Origin of the sequence: Pseudopontixanthobacter vadosimaris, assembly GCF_012979275.1 — a bacterium.
GTDB lineage: Bacteria > Pseudomonadota > Alphaproteobacteria > Sphingomonadales > Sphingomonadaceae > Pseudopontixanthobacter > Pseudopontixanthobacter vadosimaris.
Genome location: NZ_JABASZ010000002.1, coordinates 33711 through 56832 on the forward strand (window position 1 = coordinate 33711; position 23122 = coordinate 56832).

A 23122-nucleotide genomic window follows, 5' to 3' on the forward strand; every position below is an offset into this window, starting at 1 on the left:
CATGAATGGTGAAGAACTTCAGCGACTGATCGCTGCTGTCGAGCGCCTGGCACCGCCGCGTGTATCCGAAACCGACTGGTCGGCCGCGCCTGCCTATGCGTGGACCGGCCGGTCGGCGCATCCGATTGCCGCCATCGTCGCTCCGCGGCTGGGCCAGTTGCGGGGCATCGACCGGCAGAAGCGCGCCGTGGCCGAAAATCTGAAGCGCCTTGCCGCAGGTGTCGCTGCGCATGACATGTTGTTGTGGGGCGCGCGCGGCATGGGCAAATCCGCTCTGCTGCGCGCCGCGACGATCAGCGCGCAGCAGGATCAGCCTTCGCGGCTCGCCATCGTTCAGACGGCAGGCGATGCGCTTTCATCGCTGCCGCAGCTGTTCCAGGAACTTGGCGCTGTGGAGCGGAACTTCCTGATTTTCCTCGACGATCTGGCGTTTTCCGGGACTGACGCCATTGGCCCCCGGCAGCTGCGTAGCCTGCTCGACGGCGGGATCGAAGCCCGGCCCGCCAACGTGCGTCTCGCCATCACGACCAACCACCGGATTATCCAGTCGCGCGTGAGTGACGGCGAAACGGAGGCCGAAGCCATGCACCGGCGCGATGCGCTCGACGATACGCTTGCCCTTGCCGATCGGTTCGGCCTTTCGGTGGGCTTTCACGCCTGCGACCAGGCGACTTACCTCGCCATCGTGGCAGAATATGCCGCTCCGCTGAACTTGCGATGGACGGATGACGATGCGCTGCAATGGGCCCGCCAGCGCGGCGCGCGGTCGGGCCGCACCGCATGGCAATTCGTCGTGGAACTGGCCGGCCGCGCGAATCTGCGGCTGTAGGCTCTTATCCGGTCAGCGGGTTTCGCGCTGATATTCTTCCTCGAACACTGCACTGGGATCGCCGCGCAGCTCGCGCTGGGGACGTAGTGACTCCCGTTGCACCCTCTCGATTGCCGGTGCGGGGGTACTGCCCGGCGCGGTAACGCTCCAGATGATGCCGGCCGTATCGTCACTGACCAGCAGGGCACCCTGCCGCGACCATTCCACCCAGGTCGGCCTGCCCCGCGCTTCGCCATCGTCGTTGAGGAATCCGGTCAGCACCGGAACGGGCTTGCCTTGCGGATTGCCGAGATTGTCGAAGCGCACGAACACGACGTCATAGCCCGATGCCGGCACCCGGTTCCACGAACCGTGCCTGGCAATGAACGCGCCCTGCCCCAGTGTGCCGAGCCGGCTGCCTTCCTCGGTGAAGACCAGCCCCAGTGCCGCGACATGCGGACCCAGCGCATATTCGGGATAGCGGGCATATTCGGTCAGGAAGGCCGGCATCGGCGCGTCGACCCGCTCGTCCACCATGTCCTTGAAATAGACCCACGGCCAACCGTATTGCGCGCCGACCGGCACGTTGGTCAGATAATCGGGCACGAGGTCCGAACCGAGCATGTCGCGTTCATTCACCGTGACCCACAATTCATCGCTCCAGGGATTGAAGGCGAGGCCGTTGGGGTTGCGAAGCCCGGTTGCGAACAGGCGCTGGCGATCGGTTTCGAGATTATATTCCCAGATCGCCGCCCGACCCTCTTCGTCGTCCATCCCGTTTTCACCAATGTTGGATGCGGAACCGACGGCGATATAGATACGCGTATTGTCACCATTCAGGATGACGTTCCGCATCCAGTGATTGCCGCCACCTGGCAGGTCCATCAGCTTGCGCGGTTCGGAAGTCAGCCGGGTCGCGCCCGCTTCGTAGGGGAAAGCCAGCAGGGCGTCGTGATTGGCGATGTACAGCGTACCATCGGCATAGGCGATACCCGAGGGGGAGGACAGATCGTCGCTCAGCAGGAATTTCTGGTCGGCCCTGCCATTACCGTCCTGGTCGCGCAGCAGGATCAGCTGGTCGGGCGAGGGCTCTCCCGCTCCTGCCTTGGAAAACAGCAATCCGGCGATCCAGCCCTGGATACCGCTGCTTTCGCGCGGGGGACTATTCGTCAGCGTCACCAGCACATCGCCATTCGGCATGGTATAGATGATGCGCGGGTGGTCCAGCCCTTCGGCGAAGCGCGTCACCGCCAGCCCTTCTGCGGCGATCGGAGCCTCTGTCGCGGCCCAGCCGACCGGCTCCGCAATGTTCACGGTAGGGATGATCTCGGCATCCGGTTCATCGAACACCGGGTCCGTTCCGGCAACCGCCGCAACCGAATATTCCGCCTTGTCGCCCTGCGCCAGATATGCACCGATGAACAGAAGCGCCAGAACGAGCACGAGGAAAACAATCAGGAATTTTCTCATACCCGCAGCGATAATGCACACTGCCGCTTGCGGCAATGGCGCGGATCGCTAGAGCACCGTGCCATGTACGATTTTCAGCCCGATGCCAGCCTTGCCAGGCCCGAACTTTATCGTCAGCTGGTTCAGGCCGCCGCCGCGCTCACCGAGGGGGAAAGCGATGGCGTCGCGAACATGGCCAATGTTGCGGCGCTGATGGGCGAATATCTGCCAAGGATCAACTGGGCGGGATTCTACCGCGTGATCGATGGCGACCTGGTGCTGGGGCCGTTCATCGGCCGTCCCGCCTGCATCCGTATCGCGTCAGGACAGGGCGTCTGCGGCACGGCGGCGGCGACCGGCAGGACCCAGCTGGTGGACGATGTTCACGCTTTTCCCGGCCATATTGCCTGCGATGCGGCGAGCGAGTCGGAGATCGTGGTGCCGATCATCCGCGACGGTGCAGTGATTGCCGTGATAGATATCGACAGCCCGGAAAAGGCCCGCTTCGACGAAGACGACGCCGCAGGGATCGAAGCATTGGCAGCGCTGCTCAGCAACCGGATCTGACAGGCTGCGCCCCGAAACGGGACATGGAACCGCCGGCAGTGGCAGATGGAACCGTCGTGGTATAATTTCCGTTAAGCGTACAGATGCGCCGAAGGGGAAAAATCATGATGATGCGCGCTGCCATTTCTGCCGCCGCGCTGGCGGCTTCATACATTGCGGGATCCGCTCGTGCCCAAGAAATGGCGCCGAATGTGGCACAGGGCGCCGAGCCGATCATCGTGCTTCCCGCCAATCTCGACCAGCCTTATGTAGCGCCGGCCCGGTCCAGCGACATTCCGATCGATTATGACCCGGTTCTGAAAACGCCCAATCGCCAGGACAGCGCGACACCTTACACTGCACCGGCATATGGTGCGCCATCATACGGCGCGCCCTACACACGACCCTATATTGCCGAACCGTATCGCGAATCTGCTGCGGATATTCCCTATTCCGCCCATTACGAGCGCGATGCATGGCTGGACTATTGCCGGGCCAACTATCTCGACGGGAACGGTTTCGACCGGAGCGGTGCCTTGGGCGGCGTGCTGGGCGCGGCAGTGGGCGGGTTGGTCGGCAATCGTATCGCCGGCGGCAATCGCCTGGCGGGAACGCTGATCGGTGCAGGAACAGGCGGACTGGCCGGCGCGGCCATAGGGTCTGCATTGGACCAGAACAGACGACGCGACCGCCTGGACGATTGCGAGATCTATCTCGAACGAACCGCGGGCAACTATGCGCGCCAGCCTGTTTCTCCTTACGGCGCGCCGGTGCAGCCACCTCAGGGTACGATGTTTTATGGTCCCTATGGACAGCCGATGATGCTCGTTCCGGTCATGGTGCCGATACGGCAGCGCGCGGTCGTGCGGGAATATGTGACAGAGGAATTTGTCGACTGATTTTCATGATCGGCAAGACATGCTGCGAGTCCTCAGTTTGGCTCAATCCGCAGGTCCGGCCCGGCTGCGCCTGCCATGGTCAGGGGGCGGAAAACTGCTGATTGCAGGCTGACGATTCCCAGCCGGGCGACATCATCGCCGCGCGCGATCACTATCCCGGCTGCTAGGGCGCGCCGAACCTGCAACTTACTTGCGCTGTCTTCGACCACCTGCAGACGATAGGTGCCGTAAGGCACCCGGTCGAAGAGGAAGAAACCATCATATTCGCTGATGGTGGATGCGACTGGATTGCCGCGCAGATCCAGCAGTTCGAGCATCACACCCCCGAGGTCCACACCCCCTGGCGACCGGATGACACCTTCCACTTCGCCGGATGGAGATACCGGCAGCATCAGGGATGCCATCACGCCCGGCCGGGGGATCAGGACGACACCTTCGGTCTGCGGGATCAGATAGGGATCGCCGAGCGAAGCCTCGTCGATCCCGACAAGCACCGGCGCATGAGGCCGCAATCCATCGACGAGCGCGCGGCCGTTTTCGTCGGTGACGGCACCGGTCAGGCGAAAGCCCGCCTCTACCCCGATTCCTGGCAGCAAATCTTCGCCTTGCGAGTGGACACCGTCCCCGTTCTCATCGCGGAAGACCGTCACCTGCACTTGCCCGTTCCGCGCGAACTTGCTTTCGCTGACGCGGAAACCACCGCCGATCGGGTCGGGCCCGAGGCTGAAGGCCAGCGATAGATTTGCGCCGATGCCGCCGTCGCTTGCGTAAGTCGCATCTGCTCGCAGGGCGAACTTGGAAAAACGATGGGTATAGCCAAGGCTCAGCCGCGCCAGATCGCTGGGTCCGAGATATTCCACCTGCGCCCGCAATTCCGAATCCTCGGTCAGGTCGCGCTGGAGCGAAAGTTGCGCGAAATCGAACCGGCCGGTGCCCTCCGACAGGTCGAAGCCTGCGTTGCCGCGCAGGCGAAACTTCCTGATCACGGTATTGGCGAGCAATTGCAGGCGTGTACCGGTATCGGGAATGCTGCGCGCAGGATCGTCCCGCGTCTCACGCTCAAGCTCGGCCCCGAGGTTGATCCGTCCCGCCCGCAAGGCGGTCGCGATCTGCCACTCGGTGATCCGCTCGCCGCCTCGTTCCACCGCCTGTCCCGCGCCAAACTGGAAGGGCAGGCTGAAACCCCCCAGTTGCAAAGACATATCCGCCTGCACCCCGAAGCGGTAATCCAGATCTTCTGAAACGAAATCGCTCAGGTAATCGCCCGTCTTCCATACGGCCGAAGCACCCAGATTGACGCTGCCGATCCGCCCAAGCGCATTTCCCTGGAAAACAGCGCCCTCGCCCACCTCATGTGCGGCAACGAGCTCCGCCTGCATCGCGCCAAAGGTTCGCCAGACGGTACTCTCGACATAATGCCGGCGGCGGTTTGCCAGCAGCAGGCTATGCGCACCCAGTGACACGCTGGTTCGCTTGTCGATGCCGTGCTCGACGCCGGCACCCCAGCGCCAGCCGCCAGGTTGCAGGGCATTGGCGACATCGCCTGATCGCCCGAACGTGACGAGGTCGCGATCCTTTTCGACTATCCCTGCCCAATAATAGGTCTGACCGGGTTCGATCTGGTTGAACCCCACGGGCAGGTTGACGCTCTCGCGGCGGACCTGCCCCTGAGGGCCGTACAGGACGACCTCCAGGTCGTTGCCGCCATAAAACAGGTCGACATCCAGAAATTCATATCGTCCATCCTCGGTATCGCCCTGGAAGGCGATCAGCTGCCCATTGCGATAGAGCTCGGCATCCCATCCCGTCGGCAGCGTGCCACGGAGGGTCGTCGCCGCAAAACGCGCGCTGCTGCCCAGCGGCCGATTGCTGATGAAGGCGCCGCGCCCGACGCTGGTCTGTCCGGTCAGCTGGCCAGACAAGGTCTCGACATCGCCTGCCGCGATCTGTGTCGCATCGAGCGGGCCGAGCAGGCCGCCGTCTGGGGCGTTGCGGAACGCGCGGACCCGTAATGTCTGCGGCACGAAATCCTGATCGGTCGAAATGCGCGCGGTCACACTGGCGGCAGCGATTTCCCCGGCGAGATAGGCTTCTGCCCGCCGGTTCGAGGAGAATTTCCGCCCCGCCCCGCCGTTGACGCCGGCCGAGAGCACGACGTTGACCGATGGTGTCCGCCAGATCCGGTATTCGGTATCGGCACGGGGAAAGCGGCCGAGATCGAAATCCTTGCGCCTGGCCGGCAGCCGCGCCGCACGATTCTTGCGATTGATCGCCTCGATGAAGGGAAGTGGCTCTGCACTCGTCATGCGAATGGCTGAGTTGAACAGATCCGGTTCCAGTTCGAGCCCGAACCAGCTGGACAGGCTGGCCACGCGCACACACCAGCCTTCGGGCGTATCCACGATGGCCCCGTCGATCGGCACCCTGTTGTTTCCTGTCACGACCCTACCGCTGTCGCGATCGAGAGTGAACGTCTGGTCTTCGCTGAACAGCCATCCAGTTGCGCGGCGCGACTTTCGGTCGATGCGGAGCGGCATGTCGAGAGCGCGAACGACATCGGCCAGGTCGAGGCAGATTCCTGCGGGCATCTGGTAGCCCCGCACATCGTCGGTCAGGCGGTACTGCCCCACGGTAATTTGCAGAAGCAGGAAATCATCGTCATTTGCCTGCCAGTCAGGCGATTGGGCCACCGCCGTTCCGCAGGCGCCGAGAGCCACGACCATCATTGCCGCAGCAATCAGGAGCCTTCGCAGGAAAGACGGCACGCGGCGTTCTGACTTGCTGCGAAGGGCTCGTTCAGTTCAGCGTCGTATCGATCGCGGCTAGCAGGGCGCCCCCGGCTTCGGGCATTTCGCGATATTCGATCCGGACAGGTCCGTTGAGCTGCGCGACCTGCTCGGGCGAAAGCGGGATGGAGACGCGGCGTTCGTCCAGTTCCGCATAGATGGCCACGCCCCGGGCCAATGCGACGGGTTCGTCGGAGCCTTGGGCCATTACGTGCAATTCACCATAGGCGGAACTCCCGCCGGATCTGGCGAGCACCAGATCGACAGTGCTTCCGTCGCTCTGCTGTATCAGGCGAGCCCCGGAAATGGCAATCTGCGCCTCCAATCGCCCGTGGCGCACCATGACGGGGATGGTCACGCCATAAATGGGCGTGAGGCGGATGCTGATCCCTTCAGCCTGTTCCCCAGGCCCGGCAAGCTCTGGCGTCTTGGGTATGCCCGAGAATGACATGTGAACACGATATTCGCCATCCGGCAAATCCGCCCCTGGCCGGGCACCGATACGAACCGACTGGGGCTGACCCGGTGGCAGGGTGATGCGCCGCGGTGCATAGCGGATCATGTCCAGCGCGGCGAGTTCATGAGCATTCCCGTTTTCACGTGAAACCTCGATCAGGTTTCCCTCCGGCGTCATCCGGCGTAGCTCCAGACCGATGCGGTATGTCGCTTCCTCACTGCCGATATTGCTGAGAATTACCTCCGTTCCGCGACGACCGTCCATGATGATGCGCGTTGGTGCCACCAGCAGATCGCCCTGGGCAAGAGCGGGTGCGAGGATGCCCGTGCCCGCGAAGACAGCGGCAAGCAGCGCCAGGACGGCTCGTGTGCGGAATATCGAGAATCTCATGGCTCTTCATTCTCCATTTCTTTGGAGAACTTCGACGGCATCCTCCAAGACATTAGGTAGAACCTACAATGTCATGGTTAAGATTGTTTAAAGCAGTCGTTTGCACGCCAGGAAAAGGGCCACTCCAGCAAAATGCGGAGCGGCCCCTGAAGCGGATTGCGGCCAAGCGGCCGGCAGCACTGTGAATCAGCTGTATTCGACGGTGACGCCGAAGGTGCCGTTATAAGTGCCAGCCGCTTCGCTACCGTCGAAGTTCAAGGTACCGCCCAGCTTGAAATTGGCTTCGGCAGCCGCATTGTTGCTGAGAGTCACTTCACGAACAGTGGCGGTATTACCATTGACCGTGACGGATCGCGATGCTGCATTGGTGGTGAAATTCGACAATTCCACCTTTTCCGCGGCTGTAGGCGACGCGGGGTTTACGGCAGCCGTGCTGACCAGATCCAGATTGTTGGGCATCGTGATCGTTACGGTCTTGCCTGCCGTGCCGTTGAACACACGAAATTCGGATATCTGTGTGGTGCCGGTGCACACGATGCCGCCGGTGCAATTGGCGACATTGTCGGTCGACAGGGCGATGGTACCTGCAGTGTTCACGGCAATCGCGCCGAAATCGAGACCGGAAATGTTTTCCAGCTGGATAGGCTTCAGAATTTCGACCGTTGCGTTGCTGTTCGCCGTTGCGGCGGCCATTGCGGCAGGGCTCAGGCCCATTGCGATGACCATGGCAGTTCCGGCGGCACCGACGCGAATCAAGTTTTTCATGGAATTGGTGTCCCTGTTTATGCAGCCTCTCGGCCGGTGACGGAACATCCCGGGATGCCCCGCGGAACGGGAAGTCCCCATTCGCCAGGACTAGGTACGATCCCCAGGTTCAACTTTCACTCACGAGTATGGTTAACAGGCAAAGGGTATTTCATTAACCATTCTGATACCTGCTGTTCTCCGCTTGCGTCAGATATCGCCGCCCGTCAGCCGCTGGCAGACCAGGTCAAGCTGGTCCAGCGTGCGATAGCGAATCGTCACCTGGCCTGATTTGAGATCACCATTCGCGTTGATTCGTACACTGAGGCCGAGAAATTCCTCAAGGTGGGCCTGTACCGCCGCGATATCCGCATCCTGTGCAGGGTCGCGGGAGGAGGGCCGCGCCTGTCGGCGTGCCGATTCGCTGTCGCTCCCCCCTTTGGCCAGACGTTCGATCACGCGTACCGACAGTTTCTGGTCGACAGCGCGTCTTGCCAGCGCGACAGCGTCGTCGTGCCCGATCAGCGCGCGGGCATGACCCATGGACAGCGCGCCCTCCTCCACCATGTCGATGATTGCGTCGGGCAATTGCAACAGCCGCTGCAGATTGGCCACGTGACTGCGCGACTTGTCGACCAGCCTGGCGATATCGGATTGTTTGAGGTCTTCCTCTTCCGCCAGATGCTGATAGGCCCGCGCCTCTTCGATCGGGTTCAGATCCTCTCGCTGGATGTTTTCGATCAGGGCGAGCGCCATGATCTCACGCTTGTCGAGTTTGCGGATCAGCGCCGGGATCTCGTGCAACTGGGCCTTCTGCGCTGCGCGCCACCGCCGTTCGCCAGCCACCAGCTGATATCGTCCACCCGCCAGGGGTCTGACGATGATGGGCTGGATCACGCCGCGCGAGCGAATCGACGCTGCCAGTTCATCGAGCGCGTCAGGATCGAAATGGCGCCTGGGCTGATTCGGCAGGGGTTCAATGGAAGCTATCGCGAGCATCGCCAGACCTCCGGTCCCATCGGCGCCCTCGCCCTGCCCGGTTGCAGATCCGCCGGCGTCGGACGCATTTCGCACGAGCGGTTCTTCGCGCCGGCTTTCACCCAGCAACGCGCCGAGACCCTTGCCGAGCTTCCGCTTCTTTGCGTCCCCCGATGACCGTTCGGGAACGGAAAAGCGGATGGGGTCTGTTGCCTGCGTGGTCATGCAGCCTTCCTTTGTTCCGGCAGTCGCCCGATCAATTCGCGAGCCAGCGCGATATACGCCCGGCTACCGGCGCAGGAATGATCGTAGACCAGAGCCGGCATGCCATGACTTGGCGCTTCCGACAGGCGCACGTTGCGCGGTATCACCGAATCGAACACCAGCGACCCCAGACAATCCCGCACATCGTCCGATACCTGATCGGTCAGGCGATTACGCCTGTCGAACATGGTGAGAACGATGCCGATGATCCCAAGCTCCGGATTGAACCGCTGCTGTACACGCTCGACCGTCTGCAGAAGCTGGCTCAGCCCTTCGAGCGCGAAGAATTCACATTGGAGCGGAACCATCAGCGTATCCGCTGCTCCCAGGGCATTCAGGGTCAGCAGGCCCAGGGACGGCGGGCAATCGATGAAACAGATATCATGTCCGCGATGCGGTCGAAGGCTATTCCGCAATCGCCCGGTGCGATCGTCTACCGAGACCAGTTCTACCTCGGCACCGCTAAGATCGACGGTAGCTGGCACGACATCCAGGCCGGGTATGGATGAAGGAACAATGCACTCAGCCAAGTTACTCTCGTTCACCAGAAGATCGTAGCTTGATGTTTCGCGCTGGTCCCTGCCCAGGCCGAGGCCGGTCGATGCATTACCCTGCGGGTCGAGATCGATCAGCAGGGTCCGCCAACCGGTTGCCGCCATGGCCGTCGCGATATTGATGGCAGTGGTGGTCTTTCCCACCCCACCTTTCTGGTTCGCAATGGCTATGACAATCATGACTTCCTTTCCGGCACCCTGTAATTACCGACTAAAATACCCGCGTGATCGTCGGTAATCGATGGTTCCACGTGAAACCCCTTCTGCGCTTCTGGTGCGAGCGATGCAAGTTCCTCTACCGCAGATCGTCCTTTCGGCAGTAGCCAAATCGTTCGCTCATCCGCAAACCTGCCCGCAAGATCAAGCAACCTCTGCAGCGGCGCAAAGGCGCGTGCGCTGATTACATTGAAACGCTCATCTAGCACAGATTCAAGTTTGGCACCGATTATCCTGGGGGCACATGTTGCAAGTGTGGCGCATAGATATTCGAGCCATGCAGACCGTTTTCGGCGAGCTTCCACCAACGTAACCGCGATGTCGGGCCGCATGATGGCGATTACCAATCCCGGCAGTCCTGCGCCCGATCCTAAATCAAGCCAATTCGTGTTTCCACGTGGAACATGATCGAGCAGTTGGGCGCTATCCGCAATATGGCGGGACCAGACGGCATCAAGAGAGTTCCGGGAAACCAGATTCTGGTTTTCAGCCTCCCTCCTGAGATGCTCCACATAGCTTTCCAGCACGGCGAATGCCTCCGCCGAGCACCTCTTCGCGACGAATGCACGAGCGTCATCTTCGCTTGCGATCATGCACCTGAACCGATCATGCGGGCATGAACGAGAACGGCTGACAGGGCAGCCGGAGTGATGCCTCTAACCCGCCCCGCCGCTGCGAGGTTTGCGGGTTTGGCCTGCGTCAGCACTTCCTTCATTTCGTTGGAAAGGCCAGGAATCGCCTCGTAAGGGAAGGAAGCCGCCAGCGACAGCGCCTCAGCATGATGAAGATCGCGCAATTCCGCATCCTGTCGCGCAAGATAGGGTGCATAGGTCGCATCTTCGGCCATCTCCTGCATCAATTCGTCTCCCGCATTCAGATGCGCAGGGATCTCCGGCCTGAAATCATCCAGAGTAATCTCGTTGAAGCGCAGCCACTCGGCGATCGGCCGGCGCCCACCATCCTTGCGGACCTTGACCCCTCGGAGAGCTAAACCGGCAGAATGAACCGGCGTATCGAAGAACTCGCGGCGAATGCGCCGGCCGGATTCACGCTCTTCAAACCAGGCCTTACGTTCGCCGCGCACCAGACCGGCTTCGATGCCGCAGCCGGTGAGACGGGTGGTTGCATTATTCGCCCGGAGCCGAAGGCGGTATTCCGCCCGCGAGGTCAACATACGGTAAGGTTCGGCCACGCCCTGCAGGGTGAGATCATCGACCATGACCGCCATGTAGGAATTGGCACGGTTGAGGGGCACAGCCGCCGTTCCAAGAATAGCCGCCGCAGCATGCATCCCTGCGACCAGACCTTGCGCAGCAGCTTCCTCATAGCCGGTCGTGCCATTTATCTGACCGGCGCAATACAGGCCTGGCATGCTTCTCACCTCCAGTGCGGAGGTCAGGGCGCGCGGGTCGATATAGTCATATTCGACCGCATAGCCCGGTACCTCGATCCGCACCCGTTCCAGCCCGGTCATCTCGCGCAACATGGCCAGTTGCACATCCGCCGGCAGAGAGGTGCTGATCCCGTTCGGGTAGATGAAATGCGTGTCCAGACCTTCAGGTTCGAGGAAAACCTGATGCCCGTCACGATCGCCGAACCGGTGAATCTTGTCCTCGATAGAAGGACAATAACGCGGACCTGTCCCTTCGATCGCCCCGGCGAACAGGGGAGACCTGCCGAGGTTGGCGCGAATGATGTCATGGCTTGCCTGATTCGTGCGCGCGATGCCGCAGAATATCTGCGGATTCAGGCGCGATCCGGTCAGCGGAGACATTGTCCATGGCTCGCGGTCGGTCGGCTGGCTCTCCAGCCGTGACCAATCGATCGTTCGTCCGTCCAGCCGGGGCGGCGTTCCGGTCTTTAACCGTCCCATCGGCAGATCGGCTTCGCGCAGCTGTTTCGCAAGAATGCGGGCCGCATTCTCCCCGATCCGACCACCTTCGAAACGCTCTTCTCCCCTGAACATGCAGCCGCCCAGGAAAGTCCCCGTGCAGAGGATCACCGCTTCTGCCTTCAAGGTTGAACCATCGGCAAGAACGAGTCCGACAACCCTGCCCCCACCAAGAATCAGTTCGGCTGCTTCGCCTTCCACAATCGTAATTTCATGCTGACGCGCGAGCAGGCGATGCACTTCCCGCCGGTAAAGATTACGATCGGCCTGGGCGCGCGGCCCCCAGACCGCACTGCCTTTCGATCGGTTCAACATGCGATAATGGATGGCTGCAGCATCTGCGGCGCGGCCGATCACCCCATCAAGAGCATCCACTTCACGAACGAGATGGCCTTTGCCCAGCCCGCCGATAGCGGGATTGCAGCTCATAGCGCCGATCGTCTTGCGGTCGAAAGTGACCAGCCCCACCTGCACGCCCATGCGGGCGGCGGCCGATGCCGCCTCCACCCCGGCGTGCCCGCCACCAATTACCAGAACGTCGAAATTCATCATGCCCGATCGCTTACAACCACTAAAGTTCATCAAAGATCCTGTTTCACGTGGAACTGGGGCATGGTGCACCAATTTTGTTTCCCGTGAAACTTATTTGCCGATGCAGAAGCTCCCAAACAAGCTGTCCAGCATATCTTCCGTAGAAGTCCGTCCGAGCAGGCTATCCATCGAAAGACGCATTTGCCGAAATTCTTCCGCGATCAGAAGCAAGTCCGTTGCCGCTTCCGTATTTTTCAAAGCATGGTAGGCGTTCCCGATCAGCGCGCGCTGGCGGCTGTTCAGCGCCACTTCACCAGCTTTGGGCAACAGCTTCTTTGCGGCGGTCGCAATCTCGTCCCGCAACGCGTCGACGCCATCTCCTGTCCTGCCCGACACAAAATGGCACGAAGCGCTCTTGGCAGGACCACCCGGCAGATCCGAACAGGAGGCGACTTCGATGGCGTTTTCCGGCCCCTCGCCTTCGGTTCCCAGCCACAGGACGATGTCAGCCCGGGCAAGGGCCTGCTCCGCCCGGGCAATCCCGATGCGTTCGACCTCGTCCTGCGATGCCTCGTGCAATCCGGCAGTATCCATGAACACGATCGGAACGCCGGCAATCGAGACCGGCCGTTCAAGCACGTCGCGCGTGGTTCCCGCGATTGGCGTGATGATTGCCGCATCACTGTCCGTCAACAGGTTGAAAAGTGTCGATTTTCCGGCGTTCGGCGGACCTGCAAGCACCACTTTCACACCTTCCTTCAGGCGTTCGGCCGAAGGCTTCTCCAGCCATTCCCGCATTTCGTCGCCGAGTTTCTTTCGTGTATCGCCAAGCTCGGGCGGCAATTCGGACACGTCGTCCTCATCGGAAAAGTCGAGAACGGCTTCGACCTGTGCGGAGAGCGACAGGATGGTTTCGCGCCACCGTTCGCAGCGATGCGAAAGTCGCCCCTCGACCATCGCCATGGCCGCGCGGCGCTGCAGTTCCGTCTCCGCGGACAGGAGGTCACCCAGCCCTTCGGCTTCGGCAAGATCGACAATTCCATTGGCGAAAGCCCGGCGTGTAAATTCACCAGGTGCTGCCGCGCGCAAGCCCGGCAGTGCGGCCAATGCAGCCTGAACCCCTGAGATTACTGCCCTCCCCCCATGGCAATGCATTTCGGCCAGATCTTCACCCGTAGCAGTCTTCGGGCCGGGGAAAAACAGCATCAACCCCCTGTCGAGCAGCAGGCCCTCCGCATTCCTGAAGCTGGCGTGACTTGCCCGTCTCGCCTCCGGCACCCGACCTGCGAGAGCGATAAGCGCCGATGAAGCTGCGGGCCCGCTGATCCGGATGACCCCGATGCCGGCGGGTGGAAGCCCGCTGGAAAGTGCAAAAATCGTGTCCATGCGGCGCGGATGATCAGTCTTTCTGCTTCGCCTTGTCGGCGGATCCTCGCGCGCCTTCGGCAGCGGCAGCGCTGCTTTCCATGAATTTCTGGAACATCATCAGGCCCATCTGCCCCATGGGCGCCAGCTGGCGGGCATATTCCTGCACCTGTTCTGGGTTGCTCACGCCTTTCATCGCGCGGCTGATCGTATCGACATAGATATCATTGGCCCGGCTTACATCCGGCAATCCCATGAAGGCGCGCGCCTCTTCCGGTGTGCAATCGATCTCGACATGGACCTTCATCCCCGCTCTCCCGTTAATGCTGATAACACCCCTTAAACTGGGTTCCATCATCGCACTACGCAAGCGATAACGCCTCCCGCCTATCAAGATTACCGACAGGAGTAATGCATGACTGACAATGTAAGCATCGAGACACTAGATGGCTCGGGCGAATTCAGCGCCTATGTCGCGCGGCCGGCCGACAAGCCGCGGGCCGCCATCATCGTCATACAGGAAATCTTCGGCGTAAATGCCGGGATCCGCCGCAAATGCGACCGGCTGGCGGAACAGGGCTATCTCGCGATCGCGCCGGATCTGTTCTGGCGGCTCGAGCCCGGCATCGAACTCGACCCGGATGTCGAGCCGGAATTCCAGCGCGCGCTGGGGCTGATGAACAAATTCGATCAGGACAAGGGCGTCCGCGATATCGAGGCGACGATCAAATATGCCCGTGCGCAAGGGTGCGCGAAAGTCGGCGCGGTCGGCTACTGCCTCGGCGGCAGGCTGGCATTCATGACGGCCGCGCGCACCGATTCCGATGCGACCGTCGGCTATTATGCCGTCGGCGTGGACAATCTGCTGCGGGAGAAACACGCCATTTCCAATCCGCTGATGCTGCATATCCCGACCGAAGACGGGTTCGTGGACGCTGCCGCACAAGATGCGATGCATGACGGCCTCGACGATCATCCCAAGGTAACCCTGCACGATTATGCGGGGCTGGATCACGGCTTCGCCACCGAATTCGGCAAGCGCCGGGACGAGGAAGGCGCAAGACTGGCAGACCAGCGAACCGAGGAATTCTTCGCGAAGCATCTCGGCTGAACGGCATGAAGAAATTTACACCGCTTCCCGGTTCCGCCAATCTGACCACGCGCCTTGCCGCCCCGGCGATCCTGCTGATCCTTGCCGTCGCAGCCTGTTTCTGGGGTCCGGCGCGCTGGACCCTGCTCATCATCGTTCCCTTGCTTCTGATCGCTGTCTTCGATTTCTTTCAGAAGCGACACACGCTGCGGCGCAATTTTCCGCTGGTGGCGCGTTTCCGCTGGCTGATGGAGACGCTGCGGCCCTATTTGCATTCCTACATCGTCGAGGGCGATCTCGAAGGGCGGCCCTTCAACCATGACGAGCGGGCGCTGGTCTATGCGCGGGCGAAGGGGCAGCTCGATTCCCATCCTTTCGGGACGGAGCTCGACGTCTATTCCGAGGAATATGAGTGGCTCGCCCATTCGATCGTTCCGAATGCGGCAACACCGCAGGAGTGGCGGTGCCGGGTCGGCAGCAGCCAGTGTTCCCGGCCATATGACGCGGCACTGCTCAACATCTCGGCGATGAGTTTCGGCTCGCTCTCGGCGAACGCGATACTCGCCCTCAACCAAGGCGCGGCGATGAGCAATTTCTATCACGACAGCGGCGAAGGCGGGCTGTCACGCTATCATCTATCGCATGGTGGCGATCTGGTCTGGGAAATCGGCTCCGGCTATTTCGGGTGTCGCCACTCCGACGGCAGCTTCAACCCCGACCAGTTCGCCGAAAGCGCGTCACTGGACCAGGTCAAGATGATCGAGATCAAGCTCAGCCAGGGAGCGAAGCCCGGCCATGGCGGAGTGCTGCCCGGCGCCAAGGTCACGCGCGAAATAGCCGAGACCCGCGGCGTGAAACCGGGCGAGGATTGCGTGTCGCCGCCGGCGCATTCGACATTTTCCACGCCGGCCGGAATGCTGGAGTGGGCGGCCCGGTTGCGCGATCTGTCGGGCGGCAAGCCGGTGGGTATCAAGCTCTGCGTCGGACAACCGCATGAGGTGTTCGCGATCATGAAAGCGATGCTGGAGACCGGCATTCGCCTCGATTTCATCACCGTCGACGGGGCCGAAGGGGGCACGGGCGCCGCCCCGCTCGAACTGTCCAATCGGATGGGGATGCCGCTGCGCGAAGGTCTGATCCTGATGCGCAATGCGCTGGTCGGATCGGGTCTGAAGCAGGAGGTGAAGGTTGCCGCAGCGGGCAAAGTGCATTCCGGCGCCGGCATGGCAATGAAGTTCGGCCTCGGCGCCGATTGGTGCAATGCCGGACGGGCCTTCATGTTCGCGCTCGGCTGCGTGCAATCCATGCGCTGTCATGACGATACCTGCCCCACCGGGGTGGCAACGCAGGATCCGACCCGTGAGCGCGGGCTGGTGGTGGCGGACAAGGGGCCGCGCGTGGCGCGTTTCCAGCGCCAGACGCTGCATGGATTGCGCGAAATCGTGGTGGCGATGGGTCTCGATAATCCCTGGCAGATTCAACCGCATCACATCAGCGAGAGGCTGAATACCGTGCAATCCGGGCCGATGGACGGGTTCTACAATTTCCTGCAGGAGGGGGAGCTGCTGAGCGCGCCCGAAGGCACGCAATATGCCCGCTACTGGCAGGCGGCGCAGGCCGGCAGCTTCGACATGGCGAACTAAACCGCCCCGTCGGGCGGCCACGCGATGCCGGCGAAATCCGGCATCTTGCGGCGAATGGCAAGCGGCAGGCTGCGTGGAACCACCGCCCGAAGTTCAGCCGCGATGCCGACGCGTAGCCGCGTCATTTGCGCTGGATAACAGGAAAACCCTCCCTGCCGGTTAACGCCTGGCGCCTGGCTTTACTGATTCATGGTCGCGAAGAAATCCTCGTTGGTCTTGGAATCCTTCATCTTGTCGAGCAGGAATTCCATCGAATCGATGGTGCCCATCTGCATGAGGATGCGGCGCAGCACCCACATCTTCGACAGCTTGTCCTTCTCGACCAGCAGTTCTTCCTTCCGGGTTCCGGACTTGCCCACATCCAGCGCCGGGAAGATGCGCTTGTCCGCAACCTTGCGGTCGAGCACGATTTCCGAATTGCCGGTGCCCTTGAATTCCTCGAAGATCACCTCGTCCATCCGGCTGCCGGTATCGATCAGCGCGGTGGCGATGATGGAGAGCGAACCGCCTTCCTCGATATTGCGGGCCGCGCCGAAGAAGCGCTTGGGGCGCTGCAAGGCATTGGCATCGACGCCGCCGGTCAGCACCTTGCCGCTGGAAGGGACCACCGTGTTGTAGGCACGGCCCAGGCGGGTGATGGAATCGAGCAGGATGACCACGTCCTTCTTGTGCTCGACCAGACGCTTGGCCTTCTCGATCACCATTTCGGCCACCTGCACGTGGCGCTGCGCGGGTTCGTCGAAGGTGGAGGAGATGACCTCGCCCTTCACGCTGCGCTGCATGTCGGTGACTTCCTCCGGCCGTTCATCGACCAGCAGCACCAGCAGGAACACTTCGGGATGATTGTCGGTGATCGCCTTGGCGATGTTCTGCAGCAGCACGGTCTTGCCGGTGCGCGGCGGCGCGACGATCAGCGCGCGCTGGCCCTTGCCCTGCGGGCTGATAATATCGATCACCCGCGCGCTCTTGTCCTTTTCCGTGGGATCGAGCGTGTCGAGCGACAGTTTCTCATCCGGATAGAGCGGCGTGAGATTGTCGAAATTGGTCCGCAGACGCACCTGGTCGGGATCGTCGTAATTGACCTTCGTCAGCTTGGTCAGCGCGAAATAGCGTTCGCCCTCGCGGGGCGCGCGGATCTGGCCTTCGACCGTATCGCCGGTGCGCAGACCCCATTTGCGGACCTGGTTCGGCGACAGATAGATATCGTCGGGACCGGCGAGGTAATTCGCTTCCGGGCTGCGGAGGAAGCCAAAACCATCGGACATCACCTCAATGGTGCCGATGCCCATGATGTCCTCTTCATATTCCTCATCCTCCGCCAGTTCGCGCAGGATGCAGAACATCAGATCCTGTCGGCGCATGGTGGAAGCGCCCTCGACGCCGAGGTCTTCCGCCATCTGCACGAGATCGGCGGGCGGTTTCTGTTTCAAATCCTTGAGATGCATAGATATTTTCCAGACAGGAGAATGCGGGCCGGCGGGTCGTGGGGCTTGGGGAAAGCGAACCCGGGAACAGCGCCGCAGGCGCGAACTCCCTATCCGGATCGGCTGCGGAACTACGCCGCAGCAAGGCTTCGGTCAATCCACTTTGCAGATAGCGGCTGCTGCCCGTCAGAACGGCTTGACGATCACCAGCACCACGATCAGCGCCACGGCAGCGGCCGGCACCTCGCCCCACAGGCGCAGGGCCTTCTCGGTCAGTGGCCGCGCGCCGCCCGCCATCTTCCGCGCCACGCCCGTCAGCCATCCGTGATAGGCCGTCAGCAGGATTACCAGCAGCAGCTTGGCATGGAACCAGCCTTGCTCGAACGCACCGATCGTCACGGCCAGGATCAGTCCGAGCACCCAGACGACGATCAGGCTGGGGATCAGGATCATCTTGCGCAGGGTGCGCCCGCGCGATGCCCACAGCGCCTCCTCGTCCGACCCGGCGGGCGCTGCATGCATGTAGATCAGCTGGCGCGGCAGAATAAACAGGCCCGCCATCCAAAAGATGACGAAGATGAGGTGACCGGCCTTCAGCCAGAAATAAAGCATGGCGAGAATTTCCTGCATGCTGGCCGTTTACGCAAGACGGCGCCGCAGCGCCAGCAATTCCATCGGATTGGAGATAAGGGCTGCACGGCGGCGCTACCCTCGCCAGCCGCGCACCTTGTCGACCAGCCTTTCGACATGGGCGATGGGCGTGCGACGGTCGATCCCGTGGCCGAGGTTGAACACATGCGGACGCCCGGCAAAAGCGCGCAGGATCGTGTCGATCCGCTCTTCCAGCGCCCGCCCGCCGGCGAGCAGCAGCAGCGGGTCGAGATTGCCCTGCAGCGGCATGGCGGCCGGCAGGTGGCGCGCCGCCCATTCCGGGTCGATGGTCTCGTCCACCCCCAGGGCATCGACTCCCGTTTCCGCGGCATAGAGCGGCAATTTCTCGCCCGCGCCTTTGGGAAAGCCGATGATCGGCAGATCGGGATGCAGGCCGCGCAAGCGCTCGACGATGCGCGCATTGGGGGCGACGACCCAGCGGCGGAATTCATCGGGCGCCAGGCTGCCAGCCCAGCTGTCGAACAATTGCACCGCTTCCGCGCCCGCTTTCACCTGTCCGGAGAGATATTCCACCGTCAGATCGCCCACCGCGTCCAGGATCGCCTGCATCCGCGCAGGGTCGCGATAGGCGAGCGCCCGCGCATCGTGCTGGTCGCGGCTGCCTTCGCCCGCGATCATGTAGGTGGCCACGGTCCAGGGGCTTCCGGCAAAACCCAGCAGCGTCGTCCCGGGTGCGAGCAGGCTGCGGACCCTGGCCACGGTGGCATAGATCGCCTCGAGTCGCTCTGGCACCGCTTCAAGGGCATCCAGCGTGGTTTCCAGCAGGGTGGGGGACAGGCGCGGTCCTTCCCCGGCGAGAAATTCCAGCTTCTGCCCCATGGCATGAGGCACGATCAATATGTCCGAAAACAGGATGGCCCCGTCGAAACCGAAGCGCCGGATCGGCTGCACGGTCACTTCCGCCGCTGCTTCGGCATCGTAGCAGAGGTCGAGAAAGCCGCCCTTGTCGGCGCGCAGAGCGCGGTATTCCGGCAGATAGCGGCCCGCCTGCCGCATGAGCCACAGCGGCACGCGATCGGCGCGATGTCCGCGCAAGGTGTCGAGAAGAAGACCGGGCATCTCGGTTCCTGTCCAAAATAATAAAGAGTCTTAAAAGGATTGTTGGAGTCTGTTGGCCCTGTGGAAAGCGGGGACGAAGCGGCTCTGCCCGAATTCTCCCCGGCTGAACAGGGGGCTTGCCGGTCTGCGAATCCTGCCCTCGCTTGAGTCAAACCGGAACTGTCCACGCTGTCCACAGCCTGTGGGCAAGCCAGCGAACCTGTCCACAACCAGACGGCAGAGACGCCGGTAGCGGGCATGAAATCGGCCCTTCCGCTTGTCCACGCCCCTGTCCCGTGGTTTATACCGACAATTATCCACAGGGGGGGTGGGCCCGATGCCTGCGCCCATGCGCTGCCCGGTGCGCCGAGCGGGAGGCACGAGGTATGCAGCAGGAATTGCCCATGCATGACAACCAGCCAGTTGCGGGCGAAGCGGTCGCGGAGGATACGGCCGCGGGAAAGACTCACCTCCATTTGCTGTCCGATTCCACCGGCGAGACGCTGGAGATGATCGCCAACGCCGCTCTCGCCCAGTTCGAAGATGCGGATGTCATCCGGCATTTCTGGCCCATGGTGCGCTCGCGCCAGCATCTCGACCGGATCGTCAGCGACCTCGCCGCCAACAGGGGGCTGGTGCTGTTCACGCTGGTGAATACCGAAACGCGCGAGGCGCTTGAAGCGCATTGCCGCCGCCTCGGCCTGCCCGCCGTCCCGGTGCTCGACCGGGTGACCGAGGCGCTGGAGGCGCAATTGGGGCAGGAGGCGCATGGCCGCCCCGGACGCCAGCATCTGATGGACGAGGCCTATTTCCAGCGGGTGGAGGCCATCCAGTTCACCATTGCTCATGATGACGGCATCGCCTGGGAGGAATGGGAGGAGGCGGAAATGGTGCTGGCCGGAGTATCGCGCACTTCGAAGACCCCGACGAGCATCTATCTCGCCAATCGCGGCTACCGGGTCGCCAATATTCCGATCGTGCCGGAAAGCCCGCCGCCAAGAGCCCTGTACGGCCTGCGCAAGCCGCTGGTCGTCGGCCTGACCACCTCGCCCGACCGGCTGGTGCAGATCCGCCGCAATCGCCTGCTGACGCTGAACGAGCGCACCGAAACCGCCTATGTCGATAATGACAGCGTGACCGAGGAACTGCGCTACGCCCGTCGCATGTTCGCCGACAATGGCTGGCCGGTGATCGATGTCAGCCGCCGCTCGATCGAGGAAACCGCGGCCGCCATCATCAAGATCTACAACGAACGTCGCCGCAACGACCGGCAGGGCGAGACCGGAACCAAGCCGATATGACGATTTCGGCAAGCTGAGCATGCTCGTACTCGCCTCTAGAAGCGCGTCGCGGCAGGAGATGCTGCGGGCGGCCGGTGTCGCCTTCGAAGCAGTCCCTGCCGATGTGGATGAACGTGCGGTAGAAGCCCGGCTCGGCAATTCCAGTGCTGCCGAGATAGCCACCGTGCTGGCAGTGGAAAAAGCCCGCAGCGCCGCGCTGCGCCTACCGGGGCGGCTGGTCCTTGGCAGCGACTCCCTGGTCAGCGTCGCCGGCAGGCGGTTCGACAAGCCGTCGAGCCGGGCGGAGGCAGCCGACCATCTGCGCTTCTTTTCGGGCAGGCTGATGCATCTGCACAGCGCGGCCGCCCTGCTGCGCGATGGAGCGACAATCTGGACGCATGGCGCGCTGGCAGAATTGCAGGTGCGGCAATTGTCGGAAAATTTCATCGCGGGCTATCTCGATGGGGAATGGCCGGCGATCGGGCATTGTGCGGGTGCTTTCCGCATCGAGGGACCGGGCGTGCAATTGTTCGCCGACATTCGCGGCGACATGTTCACCGTGCTGGGCATGCCGCTGGTGCCGGTGCTCGCCGCCTTGCGGGCAGAAGGAGTTCTGCCCGCATGAGACGCCCCTTCGCAGAGGTGATCGGCAGTCCGATCCACCAGTCCCGATCACCCGCCATCCACAATTTCTGGCTGGAGCGCGCGGGCATCGACGCCGGATATGGGGCCACGGAAATGATGCCGGAGAGACTGACGGAATATTTTTCCGTCCGCCGCGCAGATGTGAATTGGCGCGGCTGCAATGTCACCATGCCCCTGAAGCAGGCAGTGCTGCCGCTCTGCGACCGGCTCGATCCGCTGGCGCGGAAAATCGGGGCGGTGAACACGATCGTTCGCGGACCGGACGGCAGCCTCACCGGCCACAATACCGACGCCGCCGGATTCCTGGAACCGCTAGCCGCCGATCTGCGCCAGCCCCATCTTTTCCGCATGGCGCGCATCCTGGGCACGGGAGGCGCTGCGCGCGCCATCGTCGCCGCGCTGGCAGACCGGAACTTCACGCTGGTGCTTGCCGGACGCGATCCGGCGAAGGCGCGGGCGCTGCTGGACGAATTGGCACCCGGCGGCGATCACCATGCGGTGCCGCTGTCGCATTTCGCCGGGGCTACCGATTTCTCCTTCGACGATCGCAGCCAGCTTCTCGACCTGGTGGTCAATGCCAGCCCGCTCGGCATGATCGGTCAGCCGCCGCTCGACTTTCACTTCTCGCACGCACCGCCGGGCAGTATCGTCTATGACATCGTCACCAGCCCGCCGCGCACGCCCTTCCTTGAGCAAGGCGCGGCGGCCGGCTTTCGAACAGTTGACGGATTGTCGATGCTGATCGGGCAGGCGGCGGCGGCTTTCGCCCTGTTCTTCGGGCAGGCGCCCGATCGCACGACCGATGGCGATCTGTGCGCGATGCTGGCGGCATGAGCAAGCCATGCATCCTCGGCCTCACCGGGTCCATCGGCATGGGCAAATCCACCGTTGCCGCGATGTTCGCCGCCGAAGGCGTTCCGGTCTTCGATGCCGATGCGGCGGTGCGCGCCATGCAGGGCCGGGGCGGCGCGCTGATTCCGCAGATCGAGGCTGCCTTCCCCGGCAGCACGGATGCGGATGGGGTTCGCCGGGCATATCTGGGCGAACGCGTGTTCGGAAATGCCGCCGCCCTCGCCCGGTTGGAAGCCATCATCCATCCCGCCGTTGCCGCCGAACGGCAGGCCTTCCTGCTGGAACATGCCGCCGCGCCGATGGTGCTGTTCGACATTCCGCTGCTGTTCGAAAGAGGCGGCGCGGATCAGGTCGACCGCATCATCGTGGTGTCCGCCCCGCCAGAGATACAGCGCGCCCGTGTGCTTGCCCGCGACGGCATGACACCGGAGAAATTCGCGCAGATACTCGCTTTGCAAATGCCCGATGCAGAGAAAAGGGCGAAGGCCGACCACGTGATCGACACCGGCACCAGCCTCGCTGAAACGGAAGCAGCGGTGCGTCGGCTGATTGCCGGATCGAAGGGCTGCTGCTGAGATTTGCGGCCCTGAGGCAGACCGC

Annotated in this window: 22 protein-coding genes; 9 read left to right on the forward strand and 13 right to left on the reverse strand. The window is 62.5% G+C overall.

From position 1 onward, the window contains the following. Window position 1 precedes the first annotated feature (1 nt). Window positions 2-829 (forward strand): DUF815 domain-containing protein, encoded by an 828-nt coding sequence (locus tag HG250_RS00170; RefSeq protein WP_170001633.1) that lies wholly within the window; start codon window positions 2-4, stop codon window positions 827-829. 12 nt (window positions 830-841) lie between these two features. Here HG250_RS00170 and HG250_RS00175 read toward each other — a convergent pair whose 3' ends face one another. Continuing rightward, complete coding sequence (locus tag HG250_RS00175) at window positions 842-2278, reverse strand: PQQ-dependent sugar dehydrogenase (protein WP_170001635.1); 1437 nt, start codon at window positions 2276-2278, stop codon at window positions 842-844. A 63-nt stretch (window positions 2279-2341) separates the two neighbouring features. Between HG250_RS00175 and HG250_RS00180 the strand changes: the two genes are divergently transcribed. Together HG250_RS00180 and HG250_RS00185 are read left to right on the forward strand one after the other, a co-directional pair. Further along, entirely contained in the window at window positions 2342-2824 is a 483-nt protein-coding gene (locus HG250_RS00180; RefSeq protein ID WP_170001637.1) for a GAF domain-containing protein, read from the forward strand. Between the two features lie 104 nt (window positions 2825-2928). Next, entirely contained in the window at window positions 2929-3702 is a 774-nt protein-coding gene (locus HG250_RS00185) for a glycine zipper 2TM domain-containing protein (protein WP_170001639.1), read from the forward strand. Between the two features lie 32 nt (window positions 3703-3734). Here the strand turns inward: HG250_RS00185 and HG250_RS00190 are convergent, their stop codons facing one another. The 9 genes from HG250_RS00190 to HG250_RS00230 form a co-directional block, all read right to left on the reverse strand. Further along, a complete protein-coding gene (locus HG250_RS00190; RefSeq protein ID WP_170001641.1) occupies window positions 3735-6419 on the reverse strand; it encodes an MSCRAMM family protein in 2685 nt (894 codons plus the stop codon). A gap of 79 nt (window positions 6420-6498) precedes the next feature. Continuing rightward, window positions 6499-7335, reverse strand: coding sequence for a fimbrial biogenesis chaperone (locus HG250_RS00195; RefSeq protein WP_240956814.1), 837 nt, complete (start codon window positions 7333-7335; stop codon window positions 6499-6501). A 186-nt stretch (window positions 7336-7521) separates the two neighbouring features. Then, window positions 7522-8100, reverse strand: coding sequence for a DUF4402 domain-containing protein (locus HG250_RS00200; RefSeq protein WP_170001643.1), 579 nt, complete (start codon window positions 8098-8100; stop codon window positions 7522-7524). Between the two features lie 189 nt (window positions 8101-8289). Further along, complete coding sequence (locus HG250_RS00205) at window positions 8290-9282, reverse strand: ParB/RepB/Spo0J family partition protein (protein ID WP_170001645.1); 993 nt, start codon at window positions 9280-9282, stop codon at window positions 8290-8292. Beyond that, window positions 9279-10055 (reverse strand): ParA family protein, encoded by a 777-nt coding sequence (locus HG250_RS00210; protein ID WP_170001647.1) that lies wholly within the window; start codon window positions 10053-10055, stop codon window positions 9279-9281. Before HG250_RS00210 ends, HG250_RS00205 begins: the two co-directional genes overlap by 4 nt. Then, complete coding sequence (rsmG, locus tag HG250_RS00215) at window positions 10052-10684, reverse strand: 16S rRNA (guanine(527)-N(7))-methyltransferase RsmG (RefSeq protein ID WP_170001649.1); 633 nt, start codon at window positions 10682-10684, stop codon at window positions 10052-10054. The genes HG250_RS00210 and rsmG overlap by 4 nt, the downstream gene beginning before the upstream one ends. Further along, window positions 10681-12534, reverse strand: coding sequence for a tRNA uridine-5-carboxymethylaminomethyl(34) synthesis enzyme MnmG (gene mnmG / locus HG250_RS00220; RefSeq protein ID WP_170001651.1), 1854 nt, complete (start codon window positions 12532-12534; stop codon window positions 10681-10683). Before mnmG ends, rsmG begins: the two co-directional genes overlap by 4 nt. Window positions 12535-12624: 90 nt before the next feature. Then, window positions 12625-13899, reverse strand: coding sequence for a tRNA uridine-5-carboxymethylaminomethyl(34) synthesis GTPase MnmE (mnmE, locus tag HG250_RS00225; protein ID WP_170001653.1), 1275 nt, complete (start codon window positions 13897-13899; stop codon window positions 12625-12627). 13 nt (window positions 13900-13912) lie between these two features. Then, window positions 13913-14185 (reverse strand): DUF6489 family protein, encoded by a 273-nt coding sequence (locus tag HG250_RS00230; protein WP_170001655.1) that lies wholly within the window; start codon window positions 14183-14185, stop codon window positions 13913-13915. A gap of 108 nt (window positions 14186-14293) precedes the next feature. Here HG250_RS00230 and HG250_RS00235 point away from each other — a divergent pair, with 108 nt between their 5' ends. Continuing rightward, window positions 14294-14989: a dienelactone hydrolase family protein gene (locus HG250_RS00235; RefSeq protein WP_170001657.1), complete on the forward strand. Its 696-nt coding sequence runs from the start codon at window positions 14294-14296 to the stop codon at window positions 14987-14989. 5 nt (window positions 14990-14994) lie between these two features. Then, window positions 14995-16611: an FMN-binding glutamate synthase family protein gene (locus tag HG250_RS00240; RefSeq protein ID WP_170001659.1), complete on the forward strand. Its 1617-nt coding sequence runs from the start codon at window positions 14995-14997 to the stop codon at window positions 16609-16611. A 179-nt stretch (window positions 16612-16790) separates the two neighbouring features. Here HG250_RS00240 and rho read toward each other — a convergent pair whose 3' ends face one another. From rho to hemE, 3 genes are all read right to left on the reverse strand, one after another. After that, a complete protein-coding gene (rho, locus tag HG250_RS00245; RefSeq protein ID WP_170001661.1) occupies window positions 16791-18056 on the reverse strand; it encodes a transcription termination factor Rho in 1266 nt (421 codons plus the stop codon). 165 nt (window positions 18057-18221) lie between these two features. After that, window positions 18222-18665, reverse strand: a complete 444-nt coding sequence (locus tag HG250_RS00250; protein ID WP_170001663.1) for a CopD family protein — start codon at window positions 18663-18665, stop codon at window positions 18222-18224. 75 nt (window positions 18666-18740) lie between these two features. Continuing rightward, window positions 18741-19766, reverse strand: coding sequence for a uroporphyrinogen decarboxylase (hemE, locus tag HG250_RS00255; RefSeq protein ID WP_170001665.1), 1026 nt, complete (start codon window positions 19764-19766; stop codon window positions 18741-18743). 383 nt (window positions 19767-20149) lie between these two features. Between hemE and HG250_RS00260 the strand changes: the two genes are divergently transcribed. From HG250_RS00260 to coaE, 4 genes are read left to right on the forward strand one after another with little or no spacing between them, the layout of a single operon-like run. After that, window positions 20150-21046, forward strand: a complete 897-nt coding sequence (locus HG250_RS00260) for a pyruvate, water dikinase regulatory protein (RefSeq protein WP_170001667.1) — start codon at window positions 20150-20152, stop codon at window positions 21044-21046. A gap of 19 nt (window positions 21047-21065) precedes the next feature. Next, window positions 21066-21650 (forward strand): Maf family protein, encoded by a 585-nt coding sequence (locus tag HG250_RS00265; RefSeq protein ID WP_170001669.1) that lies wholly within the window; start codon window positions 21066-21068, stop codon window positions 21648-21650. Next, window positions 21647-22504, forward strand: a complete 858-nt coding sequence (locus tag HG250_RS00270; protein WP_170001671.1) for a shikimate dehydrogenase family protein — start codon at window positions 21647-21649, stop codon at window positions 22502-22504. Before HG250_RS00265 ends, HG250_RS00270 begins: the two co-directional genes overlap by 4 nt. After that, window positions 22501-23097, forward strand: coding sequence for a dephospho-CoA kinase (gene coaE, locus HG250_RS00275; RefSeq protein WP_170001673.1), 597 nt, complete (start codon window positions 22501-22503; stop codon window positions 23095-23097). The genes HG250_RS00270 and coaE overlap by 4 nt, the downstream gene beginning before the upstream one ends. Window positions 23098-23122: the final 25 nt, after the last annotated feature.